The 17,617-nt window shown below is 33.4% G+C and carries 17 protein-coding genes; 9 read left to right on the top strand and 8 right to left on the bottom strand.

All coding sequences use genetic code 11. The annotated features are described in order from the left end of the window. Positions 1–57: 57 nt before the first annotated feature. The 3 genes from U5A88_RS11435 (at position 58) to U5A88_RS11445 (ending at position 5,625) form a co-directional block, all read left to right on the top strand. The gene (locus U5A88_RS11435) at positions 58–3,525 is read left to right on the top strand and encodes a methylmalonyl-CoA mutase family protein (protein ID WP_354206541.1); all 3,468 of its coding nucleotides are present in this window, start codon (positions 58–60) and stop codon (positions 3,523–3,525) included. A gap of 18 nt (positions 3,526–3,543) precedes the next feature. Next, the gene (locus U5A88_RS11440; protein ID WP_354206543.1) at positions 3,544–4,557 is read left to right on the top strand and encodes an ankyrin repeat domain-containing protein; all 1,014 of its coding nucleotides are present in this window, start codon (positions 3,544–3,546) and stop codon (positions 4,555–4,557) included. A gap of 249 nt (positions 4,558–4,806) precedes the next feature. Next, positions 4,807–5,625: a mechanosensitive ion channel family protein gene (locus U5A88_RS11445; protein ID WP_354206545.1), complete on the top strand. Its 819-nt coding sequence runs from the start codon at positions 4,807–4,809 to the stop codon at positions 5,623–5,625. On the opposite strand, the gene U5A88_RS11450 is transcribed toward U5A88_RS11445, so the two are convergent. Further along, positions 5,612–6,859 (bottom strand): MDR family MFS transporter, encoded by a 1,248-nt coding sequence (locus U5A88_RS11450; protein ID WP_354206547.1) that lies wholly within the window; start codon positions 6,857–6,859, stop codon positions 5,612–5,614. The two genes, U5A88_RS11445 and U5A88_RS11450, sit on opposite strands and share 14 nt — an antisense overlap. Positions 6,860–7,072: 213 nt before the next feature. On the opposite strand from U5A88_RS11450, the gene U5A88_RS11455 reads away from it, so the two are divergent. Then, entirely contained in the window at positions 7,073–7,687 is a 615-nt protein-coding gene (locus U5A88_RS11455) for a DUF1684 domain-containing protein (RefSeq protein ID WP_354206549.1), read from the top strand. Between the two features lie 3 nt (positions 7,688–7,690). Further along, positions 7,691–8,629, top strand: coding sequence for a pyridoxal-phosphate dependent enzyme (locus U5A88_RS11460; RefSeq protein WP_354206551.1), 939 nt, complete (start codon positions 7,691–7,693; stop codon positions 8,627–8,629). A gap of 16 nt (positions 8,630–8,645) precedes the next feature. On the opposite strand, the gene U5A88_RS11465 is transcribed toward U5A88_RS11460, so the two are convergent. The 5 genes from U5A88_RS11465 to U5A88_RS11485 form a co-directional block, all read right to left on the bottom strand. Next, positions 8,646–9,188: a hypothetical protein gene (locus U5A88_RS11465; RefSeq protein WP_354206553.1), complete on the bottom strand. Its 543-nt coding sequence runs from the start codon at positions 9,186–9,188 to the stop codon at positions 8,646–8,648. Between the two features lie 64 nt (positions 9,189–9,252). Beyond that, positions 9,253–9,786 carry a hypothetical protein gene (locus U5A88_RS11470; RefSeq protein WP_354206555.1) on the bottom strand — a complete coding sequence of 178 codons (534 nt, stop codon included), beginning with the start codon at positions 9,784–9,786 and terminating at the stop codon, positions 9,253–9,255. A gap of 102 nt (positions 9,787–9,888) precedes the next feature. After that, positions 9,889–10,257 carry a fluoride efflux transporter CrcB gene (gene crcB, locus U5A88_RS11475; protein ID WP_354206557.1) on the bottom strand — a complete coding sequence of 123 codons (369 nt, stop codon included), beginning with the start codon at positions 10,255–10,257 and terminating at the stop codon, positions 9,889–9,891. 4 nt (positions 10,258–10,261) lie between these two features. Beyond that, complete coding sequence (locus U5A88_RS11480; RefSeq protein ID WP_354206559.1) at positions 10,262–11,359, bottom strand: BT_3928 family protein; 1,098 nt, start codon at positions 11,357–11,359, stop codon at positions 10,262–10,264. Further along, positions 11,356–11,910: a DUF1599 domain-containing protein gene (locus U5A88_RS11485; protein ID WP_354206561.1), complete on the bottom strand. Its 555-nt coding sequence runs from the start codon at positions 11,908–11,910 to the stop codon at positions 11,356–11,358. The genes U5A88_RS11480 and U5A88_RS11485 overlap by 4 nt, the downstream gene beginning before the upstream one ends. A 127-nt stretch (positions 11,911–12,037) precedes the next feature. Between U5A88_RS11485 and U5A88_RS11490 the strand changes: the two genes are divergently transcribed. The 4 genes from U5A88_RS11490 (at position 12,038) to U5A88_RS11505 (ending at position 15,037) form a co-directional block, all read left to right on the top strand. Then, on the top strand, positions 12,038–12,634 hold the full coding sequence (locus U5A88_RS11490) for an LOG family protein (protein ID WP_354206563.1): 597 nt from the start codon (positions 12,038–12,040) through the stop codon (positions 12,632–12,634). Further along, on the top strand, positions 12,635–13,459 hold the full coding sequence (gene folP, locus U5A88_RS11495) for a dihydropteroate synthase (protein ID WP_354206564.1): 825 nt from the start codon (positions 12,635–12,637) through the stop codon (positions 13,457–13,459). A 121-nt stretch (positions 13,460–13,580) separates the two neighbouring features. Then, on the top strand, positions 13,581–14,186 hold the full coding sequence (locus U5A88_RS11500) for an ExbD/TolR family protein (protein ID WP_354206566.1): 606 nt from the start codon (positions 13,581–13,583) through the stop codon (positions 14,184–14,186). A gap of 56 nt (positions 14,187–14,242) precedes the next feature. Further along, entirely contained in the window at positions 14,243–15,037 is a 795-nt protein-coding gene (locus U5A88_RS11505; protein ID WP_354206568.1) for a diadenylate cyclase, read from the top strand. Positions 15,038–15,064: 27 nt separating this feature from the next. On the opposite strand, the gene U5A88_RS11510 is transcribed toward U5A88_RS11505, so the two are convergent. Both U5A88_RS11510 and truA read right to left on the bottom strand, forming a co-directional pair. Further along, positions 15,065–16,831, bottom strand: a complete 1,767-nt coding sequence (locus U5A88_RS11510; RefSeq protein WP_354206570.1) for an ABC transporter ATP-binding protein — start codon at positions 16,829–16,831, stop codon at positions 15,065–15,067. Then, positions 16,828–17,580, bottom strand: a complete 753-nt coding sequence (gene truA, locus U5A88_RS11515) for a tRNA pseudouridine(38-40) synthase TruA (RefSeq protein ID WP_354206572.1) — start codon at positions 17,578–17,580, stop codon at positions 16,828–16,830. Before truA ends, U5A88_RS11510 begins: the two co-directional genes overlap by 4 nt. Between the last annotated feature and the right edge of the window lie 37 nt (positions 17,581–17,617).

Here is a 17,617-nt window from a genome sequence, read left to right on the forward strand (position 1 = left end):
ATTCGGCTTTATAATTAAATTAATCGTAAATTGCATGGTCAAAACGAATGGTTTAAAATGGAATTGATAAAAGCCTATACACCCAAAAATAAAATAAGAATTGTAACAGCTGCCTCATTATTTGACGGACATGATGCCGCTATAAATATAATGCGTAGGATTATTCAGGCTACTGGTGTAGAGGTAATCCATTTAGGTCATGATAGAAGCGTAGAAGAGGTAGTAAATACAGCTATACAAGAGGATGCTAATGCCATAGCAATGACTTCCTACCAAGGTGGACATAACGAGTACTTTAAATACATGTTCGATTTGCTCCAAGAAAAAAATGCTTCTCAAATTAAAATTTTCGGTGGAGGTGGTGGAGTTATTTTACCCGAAGAAATCAAGGAATTGATGGAATATGGAATTGCCCGAATCTATTCACCTGACGATGGTAGAAAAATGGGTCTTCAGGGCATGATTAACGATATGGTGGAGCAATGTGATGGAGGCCCCTCCCTAGCCCTCCCCAAAGGGGAGGGAATATTAGAACTCGTTAAAAGTAAAGATGTAAATACGATTGCCAGATTGATTACTTTGGCTGAAAATGATTATGATTCTTTCACAACTATTTTTTCCCCTTCGGGGAAATTAAAAGGGACCTGTCCTGTTCTCGGTATTACGGGTACTGGCGGTGCTGGGAAATCATCGTTGGTTGATGAATTGGTAAGGCGTTTTTTGTCCGATTTTGAGAATAAAACACTTGGAATAATTTCTGTTGATCCTTCTAAAAGAAAAACAGGCGGAGCATTATTGGGAGATAGAATTAGAATGAATTCCATTAAAAACGACCGCGTTTATATGCGTTCATTGGCAACACGGCAATCAAATTTATCACTATCCAAAAATGTTTCTGATGCAATTGACATATTAAAAATAGCTGAATTTGACCTCATTATTTTAGAGACTTCTGGTATTGGGCAATCGGGTACGGAAATTATTGAGCATTCTGATGTTGCTTTGTATGTAATGACTCCTGAATACGGTGCGGCAACCCAATTGGAAAAAATCGACATGATCGATTATGCGGATATAGTTGCCCTTAATAAATTTGATAAACGTGGAGCATTAGATGCTTTACGCGATGTAAAAAAACAATATCAGCGAAATCATAACCTTTGGGAAAGTAATCCCGAGTCTATGCCCGTTTTTGGCACAATTGCTTCTCAATTTAACGATCCGGGAACAAATTCTTTGTACAGAGCCATTATTGATAAGTTGAATGAAAAAACAGATATAAACCTAAAAAGCACATTTAAAATAACCGATGAAATGTCGGAAAAACAGTTCATTATTCCACCGAAACGGACACGTTATCTTTCTGAAATTACCGATACTAATCGCAATTATAATCAGTCGAGTATTGAACAAAAGGAAATTGCTCAAAAATTGTATGGTATTTATAAGACGGTTTGTTCTGTGTGCGATGTTAGTGCTTTGGATAACAATCAAGATTTTATTACGGAAAATGGTTTGGACGAAAACGTTCTATTAAAAATACCTCTCGACTCCGCTCGAGGTGACAACCATGTGGATTTATTACAACTTCTTTTAAAAGAATTTGTTCGAATTAAAAAAGAGCTAACGCCAAAAAATTGGGAAATAATCTTAGCTTGGGAAGCAAAAAAACAATCTTACAAAAATCCTGTTTATACTTTTAAAGTTCGTGATAAGGAAATAAAAATAGATACGTATTCTGAATCGTTGTCACATTTACAAATTCCAAAAATTGCCTTGCCAAAATATGAAGCTTGGGGAGATGTTTTGCTTTGGAATTTACAAGAAAATGTTCCAGGCGAATTTCCTTTTACTTCAGGTATTTATCCGTTTAAACGGACTGGCGAAGACCCTACACGGATGTTTGCTGGCGAAGGCGGCCCAGAACGTACTAACCGACGATTTCATTATGTGAGTTTAGATATGGAAGCTAAGCGTTTGTCTACTGCTTTTGATTCGGTTACCTTATATGGAAACGATCCTGATCTACGTCCTGATATATACGGAAAAATTGGTAATGCCGGTGTTTCCATTTGCTGTTTAGACGATGCCAAAAAACTGTATTCTGGCTTTGAATTGACCAACCCAATGACTTCGGTTTCCATGACTATTAACGGTCCAGCACCGATACTATTAGGGTTTTTTATGAACGCTGCTATTGATCAGGAATGTGAAAAATATATCAGAGCAGAAGGTTTAAAAAAGGAAGTTGAGAAAAAGATTAATGCCATTTACGAAAAGAAAGGTATTCAAAGACCTCAATATCAAGGAGAACTCCCTGAAGGTAACAGCGGATTAGGTTTATTGTTATTAGGTGTTACTGGAGATCAGGTTTTACAAGATGATATATACCAAAAAATTAAGTTAGATACTATTGCTAAAGTGCGAGGTACTGTCCAAGCAGATATTTTAAAAGAAGACCAAGCACAAAATACCTGTATTTTTTCAACGGAATTTGCATTGCGATTGATGGGTGATGTGCAGCAGTATTTTATTGAAAATAAAGTTCGGAATTTTTATTCTGTCTCTATTTCTGGTTATCATATTGCTGAAGCTGGTGCAAATCCTATCTCGCAATTGGCATTTACCTTGTCAAATGGTTTTACCTATGTAGAGTATTATTTATCTCGTGGAATGGACATTGACAAATTCGGACCAAATCTATCTTTCTTTTTCTCCAACGGCATTGACCCAGAATATGCTGTAATTGGTCGGGTTGCTCGTAAAATTTGGGCGAAAGCCATGAAATTAAAATATGGAGCTAACCCAAGAGCTCAAATGTTAAAATACCATATCCAAACTTCTGGGAGATCGTTGCATGCTCAAGAAATTGATTTTAATGATATAAGGACCACATTACAGGCATTGTATGCCATTTATGACAATTGCAATAGCCTTCATACCAATGCTTATGACGAGGCTATTACAACTCCAACAGAAGAATCGGTACGTAGAGCAATGGCTATTCAATTGATTATTAACAAGGAATTAGGCTTAACAAAAAATGAAAACCCTATTCAAGGTGCATTTATTATTGAGGAATTGACTGATTTAGTTGAAGAAGCCGTTTACGCTGAATTTGATAGAATTACTGATAGAGGTGGTGTTTTAGGAGCTATGGAAACCATGTATCAACGTTCTAAAATTCAAGAAGAAAGTTTGTATTACGAAACCTTGAAGCACAATGGTGATTTCCCAATTATTGGAGTAAATACATTTTTAAGCAGTAAAGGCTCTCCAACTATTTTACCTCAGGAAGTTATTAGAGCTACTGAAAAAGAAAAAAAATATCAAATTGAAGTAGTTAAAAACCTGAATAAGGGTAATGCTGACAAATCTGAAGTACAGCTTAAGCTACTACAAGAAAAAGCGATTAAAAACGAGAATATTTTTGAACAATTGATGGAAGCTACCAAAATTTGCTCTTTAGGTCAAATTACCCATGCTCTCTTTGAAGTTGGTGGAGAGTACCGCAGAAATATGTAGAAAAAAGAGTTTAGATAAATGAATGCTTTATTAAATTTTATTAGAGAAAAAGATCTTTCTGGTTTTGAACATCATCTATCAAAATCTGACGAACTAGTTAAAAATATCAATTCAATTAATAAAGAGTATTATTCTGATTGGTTCCCTGGGATTGGATTTACACTGTTACAAATTGTTTCCTTTGTTAATCCGCTATTCGCTAATTTTTTATTAGAAAAGGGGGCGAAGCACGATATATTTTCTGCGGCGGCACTAGGAAAGTTTGAACTAGCGAAAAAAATTGCAAAGAGGAACCCTTCATTATTAAATATACCAATAGGTGGTTTTTATCCTATTCAATTTGCAATGTCATCGCCAACTATTTTTGAGTTTTTTTTAGAAATAGGAGAGTCTCCAGAAAGAGTATTAACAAGATTAGGTTGGTTTGATTGGGAAGATAACGCTATAAATAATAATCTTTCAGAATGGAAAATAATTCATATGGCGGCCTTAGGACGAAGATATCATGACAATTTAGAAATTGCTCGAATTCTATTAAAACATGGAGCCAACTTAAGTGCTTCATCTTTGCCCTTTGGGGAGTCTGCACTCCATATAGCAGCAATTTATAACAATCCAGAATTTATCGATTTTATGATCTCAAATGGGGTTGACGTAGATATAAAGACTTTGGGAGTTAAACAAACTAAAAATCATAAAAATTTGTTTAACACATCTTATTTTGAGCCATTTATTTCATCATCGGAAAAAACACCACTTATGCTTGCGTCTGGTGAAGGGCAAATTAAAGCAGCTAAAGTTTTATTGAAGCTTGGAGCGGATCCAAATAAAAAAGATTCTCTAGGTTTTACATCTCTTCATTATGCTGCTGGAAATTTTTGGGAAGAACGTTTAGATATAGTTAAATTACTCATAAATCATGATGCTAATCCTTATGTAATTGACGTTGAGGGAAGAACCCCTTCTGACATTGCCCAATTAAAGAATTATAAGAATGTATCTAAATTTTTAGATAAACACTCTATTACTTGATAGTTAGTTGAGGCAAGACCATTGCGGTTTTTTTTAATGATACTCTTCTCACAGTTTTGGAATAATATAGGATAAATATATGAGTATAAGGTAATTGAAACCAGCCGTTGATAAAGATGAAACAATTCTATGTCCTACCTCAGCACGCTCTTAGCCAGTATTAAAATTTCATAACCTTATTCTGACGTTGTTATCAAAATTGTTATTTTTTGTAAATTACACCCTTTAAAATACCTTATAGATTTATCAATGGAAAAATTCAATGAATACCTAAATATAGCCCAAGAGAAAATAGTCTTTTTTGCACCTAAAATTTTATTGGCACTTGCCATATTGTGGATAGGGTTTAAAATCATAAAAAAATTAGTTAAACTATTTGAATTAGCTCTTGAAAAAAGCGGAATGTCAGCCAATATTCGGCCATTTTTAATGTCAATAGTAAGTGTAGCTTTAAAAATATTATTACTAATAGTTGTGGCTGGTATTGTCGGATTAGAACTCACAATTTTTGCCACTATTATTGCGGCATCGGTATTTGCTATTGGAATGTCATTACAAGGTAGTTTGGGGAATTTTGCATCTGGGCTTATTGTATTATCCTTAAAACCTTACAAGGTTGGTGATTGGATTCAAATTGACGACAAATTTGGCAAAGTTGAAGAAATTGGTGTTTTTAATACCATAATTATTTCACCAGGTAATAAAACGTTGATTATCCCTAATTCAAAAATAACCGATGATGTGGTTACCAATTATTCAGAAAAAGGAATGATTCGATTGGAAATTGACGTAACCATGCCTTATGAAGAGAGTTTCCCTAAAATTAAAAAGATTATCAGTGATGCTTTATCAACTATCCCGCTTATTTTAAAAGACCCTCAACCCGAAATAGGTATTGAAAACTTTGATAGCCATACCGTACAAATAGCTGTTAGGCCTTATACTAAACCCGATGATTATTGGGAAGTTATTTTTTCTGCACATGAGCATATAAAAAAGGCATTTAGTGAACATAAAATCAAAGTTGCTTACTCTGAAGGTGTTGAGTTTGGTTCTATTGGTGAGTAGCTTTTTTAGCTGATCTTTCTTTTTCTAGAGCTACTTTTAACCAATATAATAACAGTAAGCAAACTAACGTTAATACTGTCATTATATACCAGGTATTTTCATAACCAACGTTATCCACAAATTGCAGTCCCATATTATGTCCAAAAATATGAGCAATAGAAAAAGAAACTGTGTACAAACCCATATACTCCCCTTGCTTACCTCCTTTGGCTCGTTGCATTACAAAGGTATTTGAAAAAGGAAACAATATCATCTCTCCTAAGGTCATTAAAACCATACCTATAACAACAATACCAACCCAAGCACTTAAATTTAATACTAGAAGACTGGCTCCCATCAAAATAACACCAAAAATCATTAATGCTACAATATTCAAATTGCCCTCTTCTAGTTTTTTAATTACTGGCATCTCTAGCACAAAAATTAAAAAGCCATTTAAACCCATCAACAATCCTATATGATATTCTGATAATTGCTGCACATCTTTATAGTAAAGTGGAATGGTAGAAAAATACTGTAAGAATACAAATCCGAACAATACCATAGCCGCGAAAAAAATAAAAAATAATTTATCGCTATACACCGATTTAGGATTTTCTACAATCAGATTATCCAAAATTCTTGAAGCTCTAGGTTGCAATACAATTACTAATAAAATTGCCGCTAAGATACATGTAATACCGTCAATCCAAAAAAGAAAACCATAACCAATTTTTGTTATAATTAATCCGCCAATTGCTGGGCCTCCTGAAAACCCTAAGTTAATGGCCAATCGAATTAGCGTAACTGAACGTGCTTTGTTTTCAGGTTTGCTATATGCATTTAACGCAACAAACATAGCCGGTCTAAAGGTATCTGCAACCAACATTACCAAAAACACACCTAAACAAATGGTGTAAAAAGTGGTTAAATATTGCAATCCAATAAACAGAAATCCAGTACCTATTAAACTAAATAGCATTACTTTGTAATAACCTATGCTATCTGTAAGTTTACCGCCTATCCAAGAACCAATTACAGAACCCAGCCCAAAAGCAGTCATCACCCAACCTACTTTACTCAATGTAAAGCCCATATGTTTGGTTAAGTACAAAGACAAAAACGGTATAACCATTGTACCTGCTCTGTTTATAAAAGTTATGAGTGCCAGCCACCAAACCTCTGTTGACAAACCATTAAAAGTGCCAATGTATGGTTGTACAATTTTTCTGTTAATGTAGGTTAGTAGATTCATTTCTTTTTTCTAAATCAAAAAACCCGGCAAATTGCCGGGTTTTTTATAGTATGATTTTTATACCAATCAATTTATAACACACCCGACTTGTTCGTAATCGAACAAATTAACTGGACATATTTAATTGTGGTATACATTATTCTTTGTTTGTGATTCGTCAAAACTACAAAATATTTTTAATAATTATTACCTTTACATCGAATTACAACTTTTATGCAAAGATTCATTTTATTATTTCTACTGTCAATTTCATTAGTCGCTTGTTCTCAAAAAAAGGTAATTTTTGATGATTATGTTGCTTCTATAAAAGATTATCAGCACAAAATGAACAGGGAATTTTCAGACCCAGAAGAGTCTCCTTTGACGGAAGAAGATAGAAAGAAATTTAAGAACTTAGATTTTTTCCCAATTGATTCTACTTATAAAGTGACGGCAAATTTTGTAAGAACCCCCAATGAAAAAGCTTTTGAAATGCCCACTACTACTTCTAGCACCAACATAGAAGTTAAATATGCCGAGGCTCACTTTACCTTAATGGGTAAAAAATTAAAATTGAGCATTTACCAAAGTCAATCGCTTAAATTTGAAGAACAATATAAAAATTATCTTTTTTTACCGTTTACGGATATAACAAATGGTGAAGAAACCTACGGTGGAGGACGTTATATTGATCTTGAAATCCCTGAGGGAAAAACCATCATAATAGATTTTAACAAGGCTTACAATCCCTATTGCACCTATAACCCAAGTTACTCCTGCCCTATTCCGCCCGAAGAAAACGATTTGGCTATTGCCATAAAAGCGGGTGTGAAAAATTATAAAAAATAGCTTATGGACATTAAAGAAGATATTTTAGAAAGCTATATTAGGATTTTCCCCTATATACACAACACCCCTGTTATTACTTCTAAAACTATGGATAGAATGGCTGGTGCTGAATTATTCTTCAAATGCGAAAATTTTCAGAAAATGGGTGCTTTTAAAATGCGAGGAGCAACCAATGCTATTTTGCAATTATCGCCCGAGCAAAAGCAAAAAGGTGTTGTTACCCACTCCTCCGGCAATTTTGCTCAAGCCTTGGCTTTGGCAGCTAAAAACTTGGGAGTAAAATCGTATATCGTTATGCCTAATAATGCTCCAGAAGTAAAAAAAAGTGCCGTTAGGGGTTATGGCGGAGAAATAACGGAATGTGAGCCAACTTTAGAAGCTAGAGAAACTACAGCTGCAAAAATTCAGCAAGAAAAAGGGGCAACTTTTGTTCACCCATTTAATGATTTTAATGTTGTTTTAGGTAATGCTTCGGCAGGAAAAGAATTATTAGAAACACATCCTGATTTAGATTTTATCATTTCACCTGTTGGCGGTGGCGGCTTGGTTTCAGGTACGGCATTAAGTGCTTTGGCTTTTGGAAACAACTGTAAAGTAATTGGTGCTGAACCTTTTGCGGTTGATGATGCTTACCGATCTATGGAAAGTGGTAAAATAGAACATAATGCGACAACTGACACCATTGGTGACGGACTTAAAACTTCCTTGGGAGATATTACGTTTAACCTCATCAATAACCATGTTGAAAAGATAATTAGGGTTACCGAAGAAGAAATTGTAGAAGCTATGCGGTTGATTTGGGAACGTATGAAAATTATTGTAGAACCTTCAAGTGCGGTAGCCTTGGCCGCGGTTTTAAATTCAAAGTCAGAATTTGCAACTAAAAAAGTTGGGATTATACTTTCTGGCGGTAATGTTGATTTGCAGCAATTGCCTTTTTAAGATATCGATTAAAACTTCAATTCATCTTCATCATCGCCTCCAAATAATTATTAGTAGTTAAATATTCTTTTTTGATAGCTCGTAAATGTTTTAAAATTTCTGTTCTTAAAGGGTAATTTGACTTCAGGCAATCTTTCATATTGGTATCATACACAAAAAGTGCTAAATACCAATTGCCCTTTCTTTTTACCGGAGTGTCGTCAAAAACAGGATCAAATCCATTATTCTCTAAAGCGGAATTGGCAAAAAAAGGTAGTAAATTAATCGATTTATTTGGTATTTCAACCTCATAAAAAGATAGAAAAAATTCCTGACCATTCACATGTATAGGCACATTGTACTCAACAGTCTGATGGTTTAACGAATATTTTGTGTTTATAAAATTATAGAATTCATTAGCATTTTTAGGGTCTTCAAATATGAAGGCATTATCTCTCGGCAAATGTTTTTTAAATTTTTTTCCCTTAGATAGTTTATAATCTTTTATAGTTGGAGCAATCCGTAGGGGAATACAAGAAGAAATTAATACTAAAATAAGTAAAAAGTACAAATATTTCATGGGTCTAATGCTTTGAGTAATCGCATCAAACTTTATACCATCTTGTTCAAAATTTTAAAGAAAATTATATGCCTAAAATCTTAGCATCTACGAAAAATTCTGAATGGATATTAATATGGTGATCCGCAGCAATTACCTCATCAGTTACTGCTTCAACCTTTAAGGAAAATTTATCTTTTTTAATATAATCTTTGATATCAACATCTATGGTTTCTAACTTCAATGTTTTACCTGTAGTTGCAGCCACATCTTCATTAAAAGCAATTTCTATTTCTTGAAGACCATCGGCCACTATAAAAATTTTAATCGATTCTAAAAAACTAAAATCTTCATTATCAGGTGATGTCAAAGTTAACTCCAATACTCTAAGACGTATATCTTCTATTAAATCTTTATGTGTATTGTTAGATTCAAACTCTGACTCAGAGTTACTTTGCATTTCTGGCGTATTCAATACAAATGGTAAGTTTATTCCTGTTGAAGAAGGAATGGTCATTGAGGAGTCATAATCCATATTGAATTTGGTAAGGTTATCTATTTCATCGCATGAAATTAAGGCGGTCAATACCAAAATTAAAACCAGAAAGTACTTTTGCATATCTATAAAATTACTGTTCTCTTACTTAGAACGTAATTATAGTTAGATTATTACGAGGGATTCTTTGTTTCGGCTCTTAATGACTGATGGTATTTGTAGTTATTAACCCTTTACCAAATACATCCCTAAAAAAACGGCAGCAAAACCAAGTACAAAACTAGCCACAGTATACATAAAAAAACTAGCAAAATCACCAGCTTTTAAAAACACATGGTTTTCATAAGCAAAAGTAGAAAATGTAGTAAAACCCCCACAGAAACCAGTAGCCAATAACAATGTTTGATTTTGAGATAAGGTATCGTTTTTTAATGCCAAGCCTAAAATAAGACCTATTAGTAGGCTACCAAGCACATTGGCTAAAAATGTACCATAAGGAATTCCTGTGGTCTCACTATTGAAGTATTTAGCCAATAAAAAACGAGCAATACTGCCAAAACCTCCGCCAATAAAAACAAATAATAATTGCTTCATCCCATTACAATTTTATCTTATGGGCATCATTGGCATTCCACTTCCCAGTTATAGTGCCTTTGTCTAAAATCATAATTCCCGGATTGGCACGTATCATTGTTTTTAAGGTTATATCATCGCAAAACAATACATCAAAGTCTAAGTTGTATTCCTTTTTTAGTTTTAAATAGTCCTCTTCCTTATTGGATGACATGGCATAAACATCATACCCCTCTTGTAATGCTTTGGTTGAAAACTCTTTAATTTTTGGCAATAAAGAAGTATCTGTTTTATTAAAATTGTGCATAATAATTAAGACTAACTTTTCCTTTTGCATTAAGAATTCGGTAAAATCTACACCATCACGCTCCATAGTAAAATCATGGATAGGTACTTCATAGCCTCTCTCTATTAAAACCGTTTTTCTATCTACAAAAGTGGCACCCTCAATTTCCCAGGGTTTTTCAGCTGTTGTATATTCTTTATCCTCACCATTAACATTATATATCCATGTGTCTTCGTAAACATCTTGTTTGGCACCTTCGGGAATTATCATCCCTTCTGGAATATTTTTTCCTACAGCATAAGGTCTAAAATCAATCAACGGTAAATGTTGCAATACATAATAGGCAATGAACATAAATACCATAAGTGATCCCAAAGAAATCCATTTTACAGCATTTTTGCCTAGAATAGGTTTAATGTGTTTGATGTTGAACATCAATAATATAATGAGCCCAATCAGTATTACATTTTTATAAAAGGTTTCCCAGGGTGTAAGCTTTACCGCATCACCAAAACAACCACAATCGGTTACCTTGTTGTAATAGGCGGAATACCATGTTAAAAACAGAAAAACAAGTGTAAGCACCAATAAACTCCAGATGGTAATTTTAGGCTTGAATCCTATTAACAACATAACGCCCAGCATTATTTCCGCAAGAATCAATATGACCGAAAATGGCAACGCATAAGGGCTTAAAAACTCTAAATTGAGTACATCTGCAGCAAAATAATCTTGGAATTTATAGGCCGAACCCAAAGGGTCAATCAATTTGACAAACCCAGAGAAGATGAAAGTGATTGCTACTAGTACTCTCGCTATGTGGGTTAAGATTTTCATTTCTTGTCCATTGTTTGTTCGTCCATTAAAATCAACGCGAAAACCGCATAATTTATCATATCTTGATAATTAGCATCCAACCCTTCAGAAACCAATAATTTACCTTTATTGTTTTCGATTGACTTTACACGTAAAAGTTTTTGAAGAATTAAATCCGTCAAAGAACTAACACGCATATCTCGCCACGCCTCACCATAATCATGATTTTTATTTTCCATTAACGATTTGGTAATTGCTATATGTTTATCATATAATTCCTCCGTTTCCTTTGCAGATAAATCGGGTTGCTCAGCCACACCTTTTTCCAACTGAATTAAAGCCATTATACAATAATTGATAATGCCAATAAATTCCGATTTTTCATCTTCATCTACCTTTTTTACCTCATTTTCTTGAATGGTTCTAATACGTTGTGCTTTGATAAAAATTTGATCCGTTAAAGAAGGTAAGCGTAAAATACGCCAAGATCTGCCATAATCAGTCATTTTATTCATAAAAAGTTCGCGGCAATTGGCAATTACAGCATCGTATTGTTCTGAAGTTTTAGGCATAATCAATTATTCTGGCTTCAATATTCTATTTCTAATTAGTATTGGACGAATTTATGAAAAAACTTACTAATTAGTCTTTTTCAATTGTTTATTTTTACATGGTTTACTAACTTAATTAATAATTATTATGCAGCGTATAGCCGTTTTTTGTGGATCGAGTATAGGTCATAATCCTATTTATGCCAACGAGGCCAAGAAGCTTGGCATTTATATGGCGAAAAAAAATATCGGGTTGGTTTATGGTGGTGGAAAAATTGGTATGATGGGCGTAATTGCTGATGCCGTGATGGAAAACAAAGGCGAAGTAATTGGCATTATTCCCTATTTATTGAGGCATGAAGAAGTAGCACATACCACTATAACTGAAATGATTGTTACTAAAAAAATGTCGAAAAGGAAAGTAAAAATGAGTCGTTTAGTTGATGGTTATATTGCTATGGCAGGAGGGTTTGGCACTTTAGATGAGATTTTTGAAGTACTGACGCTAGGCCAATTAGGCATTGAAAATAAACCCATCGGAGTTTTAAATACTAATGGTTATTTTGACAATACCTTACAACAATTAAACGTAATGGTAAATGAGGGCTTTTTAAAAAAGCAAAATAAAGACATGGTTATGGTAAGTGATAGCATTGAAGAACTAATTAACCTAATGGATAATTACAACCCGCCAAAAATGACTAAGGTGATTAATAAAGTTGTAAGAGCTAATATTCTAAAATAAATGAACATTAACTGTAAAGGAAATCTCATTGATTTATCTACTCCAAAAGTAATGGGAATTTTAAACCTGACTCCAGATTCTTTTTATGACGGAGGTACGTTAAAAAACGATAGGGATATTCTTAGCAAGGTTGAAAAAATGCTAAACGAAGGTGCTACATTTATTGATGTTGGTGGCTATTCTTCAAAACCTAATGCTGATGAAATTACAGAATATGAAGAATTAAAAAGAGTAATTCCCGTTATTGAATTACTAGTCAGAAATTTTCCTGATATTTTAATTTCCATTGATACGTTTAGAAGTGCCGTTGCTAAAAAAGCAATACAGGCAGATGCCTGTATGGTCAATGATATTTCTGCTGGCAACCTTGATGCAACTATGTTTGCAACCGTTGCAAAATTACAAGTACCCTATATAATTATGCACATGCAAGGCACTCCTAAAACCATGCAAGTCAATCCCACTTATGATGATATTACTAAAGATATTATGTTTTTTTTCTCTCAAAAATTAAACACGTTACGAAAACTTGGGCTTAATGATATTATTATTGATGTTGGTTTTGGTTTTGGAAAAACCTTAGAACATAATTATGAATTATTAAACAACTTAGATTTATTTAAAAATTTAGCAGTACCAATATTAACTGGTATTTCAAGAAAATCCATGTTGTATAAATTATTAGATACAATTCCTAAAGAAGCCTTAAATGCTACAACAGCTGCAAATACCATTGCCTTGCTAAACGGCACATCCATTTTACGTGTACACGATGTCAAAGAGGCTATGGAAACCATTAAAATTGTTGAAGCTTTAAAAAAGTAGCATTTCCTATTTCGGCATTATTTTTGTTACTATTTCGTTAACCTTTCCTTTTCTGAATAGCATAGAACAGTTGTGCTATTTTGCAATCTAACTTATTTTTTTAACCTCTAAAACTACAATTATGAGTGAACGAAACAACACCGAAATTAATGCCGGTTCTATGGCGGACATTGCTTTTTTATTATTAATCTTCTTTTTGGTTACCAATACTATGGATACCGAAACGGGCATTTACAAACGGCTTCCTGAAAAACAAATAAACCCTCCGCGAATAGACATAAAAGAAAAAAATGTATTGGATATTAGCATAAACACCAATGATGAAATTCTAATTGAAGGCAACCAAATAATAGGTATAGAAAACCTTAAACAAATAGTAATCGATTTTATTGACAATGGAGCGGGAACAAACAAAAAAGGTGAAAAATGTACGTGGTGCAACGGCAAAAAAGACCCAACCTCATCTGATCATCCCGAAAAAGCATTAATTAACTTACAGACAAAAAGAAATACTTCATATTCAACTTACGTCACTGTCCAAAATGAAATCTTAAGTGCTTATTCGGAGTTGCGAAATAAGGTGTCACAATCTCTTTATAGCACTACTTTTAGCCAATTAGAAAATGATCTTAAAAATGACAAAAGTAATACCGCTTTGGCTTCAAAAGTTAAATCTATAAAATCGAAATACCCACAACTGCTAATCGAGGAAACACCAGAAAAATAGATTGAATGGTTAAATGTTTTTAATCTTTTTACTACATTTACCAAAACCTTATTTTTTTGGATGCATTCAACTTTTTAGACTTTAGTTTTTTAGATATTTTAGATGTTGTTTTGGTGGCAATTCTACTCTATTATGTTTACAAACTAATTAGAGGCACTGTGGCCATCAATATATTTTTAGGTATTGCCATTGTGTATTTGATATGGAAACTGACCGTTGCTCTTCAGATGGAACTGTTAAGCGATATATTGGGTAAATTCCTAGGGGGCGGATTTATTGCGTTGATTATTGTTTTTCAACAGGAAATCAGAAAATTCTTATTAATGGTAGGCTCTACCAATTTTACTAGAAAAAAAGGGTTTCTAAAACGGTTTAAGCTACTCTCAAATATGCGTGGTACTGATGATTTTATTACAACTGATGTTGACAGCATTGTTAATGCTTGTGATGAAATGGGAAAAACCAAAACCGGTGCATTAATTATAATTCAACGTAATAATAACTTGGATTTGGTAAAACAAACTGGCGATAAAATGTATGCCGAAGTTAACAAACCACTTTTGTCTAGTATTTTTTATAAAAATAGCCCGTTACATGATGGTGCGTTAATTATTGAGGATAACTTTATTACTGCAACACGGGTAATTTTACCTATAGAAAAAGATATTTCCATCCCAGCCCGTTTTGGTTTACGACACAGAGCCGCATTGGGTATTACCATGCGTTCTGATGCATTAGCTTTAGCGGTTTCAGAAGAAACTGGGCAAATCTCTTATATAAAAGATGGAGAATTTATCTTGTTTAATGATATTAGTGGTCTAAAAGAATTGATAAAAGAGGATCTTGAATAAGAGCAAAACAGAGATCGAAAAATACAACTAACTCGCCTGGGCCGTTTCAAATTGAATTTCATACAATTTACTGTAATATCCTTTTTGCTTTAGCAGTTCTTTGTGCGTACCTTGTTCTACAATTTTGCCTTTTTCCATTACAATAATTTTGTCGGCTTTTTTAATTGTCGCCAATCGGTGTGCTATTATTATCGAAGTTCTATTTAGGGTTATGGTATTTGTTGCTTTTTGTATCAGTCTTTCGGACTGTGCATCAATTGAAGAGGTAGCCTCGTCCAAAACCAAAATTGCTGGCTTACTTACATAAGCTCTTAAAAATGCTATGAGTTGTCGTTGACCCACAGATAACATTCCGCCTCTTTCCTTTACATTATAGTGATAGTTATTAGGTAAGGTCATAATAAAATCGTGAATACCTATAACTTTTGCCGCTTCTGTAACTTCTTCCAAGTTAATATCCATATTATTTAAGGTAATGTTGTTTAGAATAGAATCCGAAAACAGAAAAACATCTTGCAACACAACACTAATTTGATTTCGCAGCGATTCTAACTTGAATGTATTCAAATCAATTCCATCTATAGTAATAGTACCTGAATTAATTCTGTAAAATCTGCTCAATAAATTAATGATAGTAGATTTTCCTGCTCCTGTTGCACCTACAACAGCGATGGTTTCTCCTTGGTTAACATCAAAAGAAATTCCTCGCAACACTGGCTCATCTTCTAAATATCTAAAATGAACATTATCAAATTTAATGTTTCCTTTTAGGTTCTCTACTTCTAATTTTCCGGTATCAATCTCTGTTGCATTTTCATCCAAAACATCAAATACCCTTTCGGCAGCTACATTCCCCATTTGTAAGGTATTGAACTTATCGGCAATTTGGCGTAAAGGCCTAAAAAGTTTATTGGTCATATAAATAAAACTGGTAATAACTCCAAATGAAGTTGCCCCTTCAACAGCAGCAGCAAATCCACCGTACCAAACAATGGTAGCTACCGTAATTGAGGATAAAATCTCAACAACTGGAAAAAATATCGAGTAATACCAAATGGTTCTTATGTGGGCTTTTTTGTGTTTATCGTTTATGTTTAAAAACTTTTTATATTCAATTTTTTCACGAGTAAAAAGTTGTACAATCTTCATTCCAGAAATCCGTTCTTGTACAAAACTATTTAAGTTAGATACCTGATCTCGCACATCCTGAAAAGTACCCTTTATTTTTATTTGGAACAGTTTAGTGGCGTAAACCATAATTGGTAGAACCGCGACTACAATTAATCCCAATTGCCAGTTCATCACCATCATAATGGTAATTATAACCAACATTTGCAATAAATCACTTATAATAGGAAACAAGCCTTGCCCAAAAATACTAGCTACAACCTCAATGTCTGAAACTACTCTTGTAACTAGCTTACCTACAGGGGTATTATTAAAGTATTGCATTTTAAACTTCAACACTTTGTCAAAGAGTTTTGTTCTAATATCTTTTATAATATGTTGTCCTAACCAGTTTGTGGAGTAGATAAACGAAAAATAGAAAATAACCTCAAAAATCAATACACCCAACATTATCAAACAGAAAACCAATAACTGTTTTACATCTTTGTTTAGAATATATTCATCAACTATAATTTTTAATAAAACCGGTCTAACGGCAGCCAATCCGGCCATTATTAAAACGGAAAACGTAGCAAAAGTAAATTGCCATTTATAATCTTTGGCGTATGTCATTAATCGCCAAAAGATTTTAAAATCAAAAGCATTACCTGTTACTTTTTTGCTCATTTTTTATTTATTATAGATTTTGGATAGTTAACCGTTGATAAAAACAAGCCTTGAGACGGAGCTGAAAATCCAGCTTCACATCTATCTTCGCTTTTAAGTATTTCAACAAAATCTTCTATTGATTTTTTATTAGTACCTACTTCAACTAAAGTGCCTACAATTGCTCTTACCATATTCCTTAAAAAACGATCTGCTTTAATATAAAAAGTCAGTTCATTATCTTTCTTGACCCATTCAGCCTTGGTAATTTTACAATTATAGGTCCTAACGTCTGTTTTAGATTTGGAAAAACATTTAAAATTAGTGTATTCTAATAATATAGCAGCGGCTTGGTTCATTTTATTTATATCCAATTTTTTTTGATACAGTTGCCAAGTGAAATCTGTTAAAAATGGATTTCTACCCAACCAAATTCTATATTCATAGCTTCTACTTACAGCATCAAATCTGGCATGAGTATTATCATCAACTAAAAAAACATTTTTCACCACTATATCCTCAGGTAAAAAAGCATTTGCTTTTTTTGTTATCTGATTTTCATCAAAAGCATTAGCAACATCAAAATGTGCAAATAGCTGCAACGCATGTACGCCAGCATCAGTTCTACCTGCTCCGATGGTATCAACTTTAACTCTTAATATGGTTGAAAGGGCTTTAGTTACCGTTTCTTGAACCGTGATAGCATTTGGCTGTGCTTGCCAACCATGATAGTTTTTACCATTATATGAAAGTTCGATAAAATATCTCAAGAAATCTTATTTTTGCTAAAAAAGCAAAGATAGGTAT

This window comes from Aureibaculum sp. 2308TA14-22 (assembly GCF_040538665.1).
Classification (GTDB): domain Bacteria; phylum Bacteroidota; class Bacteroidia; order Flavobacteriales; family Flavobacteriaceae; genus Aureibaculum.

Coding starts and splice junctions, on each gene's coding strand:
- U5A88_RS11470 (WP_354206555.1), bottom strand. CDS start 9,786: ATGCAAAAGTACTTTCTGGTTTTAATTTTGGTATTGACCGCCTTAATT.
- U5A88_RS11450 (WP_354206547.1), bottom strand. CDS start 6,859: ATGAATCTACTAACCTACATTAACAGAAAAATTGTACAACCATACATT.
- U5A88_RS11480 (WP_354206559.1), bottom strand. CDS start 11,359: ATGAAAATCTTAACCCACATAGCGAGAGTACTAGTAGCAATCACTTTC.
- crcB (WP_354206557.1), bottom strand. CDS start 10,257: ATGAAGCAATTATTATTTGTTTTTATTGGCGGAGGTTTTGGCAGTATT.
- U5A88_RS11510 (WP_354206570.1), bottom strand. CDS start 16,831: ATGAGCAAAAAAGTAACAGGTAATGCTTTTGATTTTAAAATCTTTTGG.
- U5A88_RS11455 (WP_354206549.1), top strand. CDS start 7,073: ATGCAAAGATTCATTTTATTATTTCTACTGTCAATTTCATTAGTCGCT.
- U5A88_RS11500 (WP_354206566.1), top strand. CDS start 13,581: ATGAGTGAACGAAACAACACCGAAATTAATGCCGGTTCTATGGCGGAC.
- U5A88_RS11485 (WP_354206561.1), bottom strand. CDS start 11,910: ATGCCTAAAACTTCAGAACAATACGATGCTGTAATTGCCAATTGCCGC.
- U5A88_RS11490 (WP_354206563.1), top strand. CDS start 12,038: ATGCAGCGTATAGCCGTTTTTTGTGGATCGAGTATAGGTCATAATCCT.
- U5A88_RS11440 (WP_354206543.1), top strand. CDS start 3,544: ATGAATGCTTTATTAAATTTTATTAGAGAAAAAGATCTTTCTGGTTTT.
- U5A88_RS11445 (WP_354206545.1), top strand. CDS start 4,807: ATGGAAAAATTCAATGAATACCTAAATATAGCCCAAGAGAAAATAGTC.
- U5A88_RS11435 (WP_354206541.1), top strand. CDS start 58: ATGGAATTGATAAAAGCCTATACACCCAAAAATAAAATAAGAATTGTA.
- U5A88_RS11465 (WP_354206553.1), bottom strand. CDS start 9,188: ATGAAATATTTGTACTTTTTACTTATTTTAGTATTAATTTCTTCTTGT.
- U5A88_RS11460 (WP_354206551.1), top strand. CDS start 7,691: ATGGACATTAAAGAAGATATTTTAGAAAGCTATATTAGGATTTTCCCC.
- folP (WP_354206564.1), top strand. CDS start 12,635: ATGAACATTAACTGTAAAGGAAATCTCATTGATTTATCTACTCCAAAA.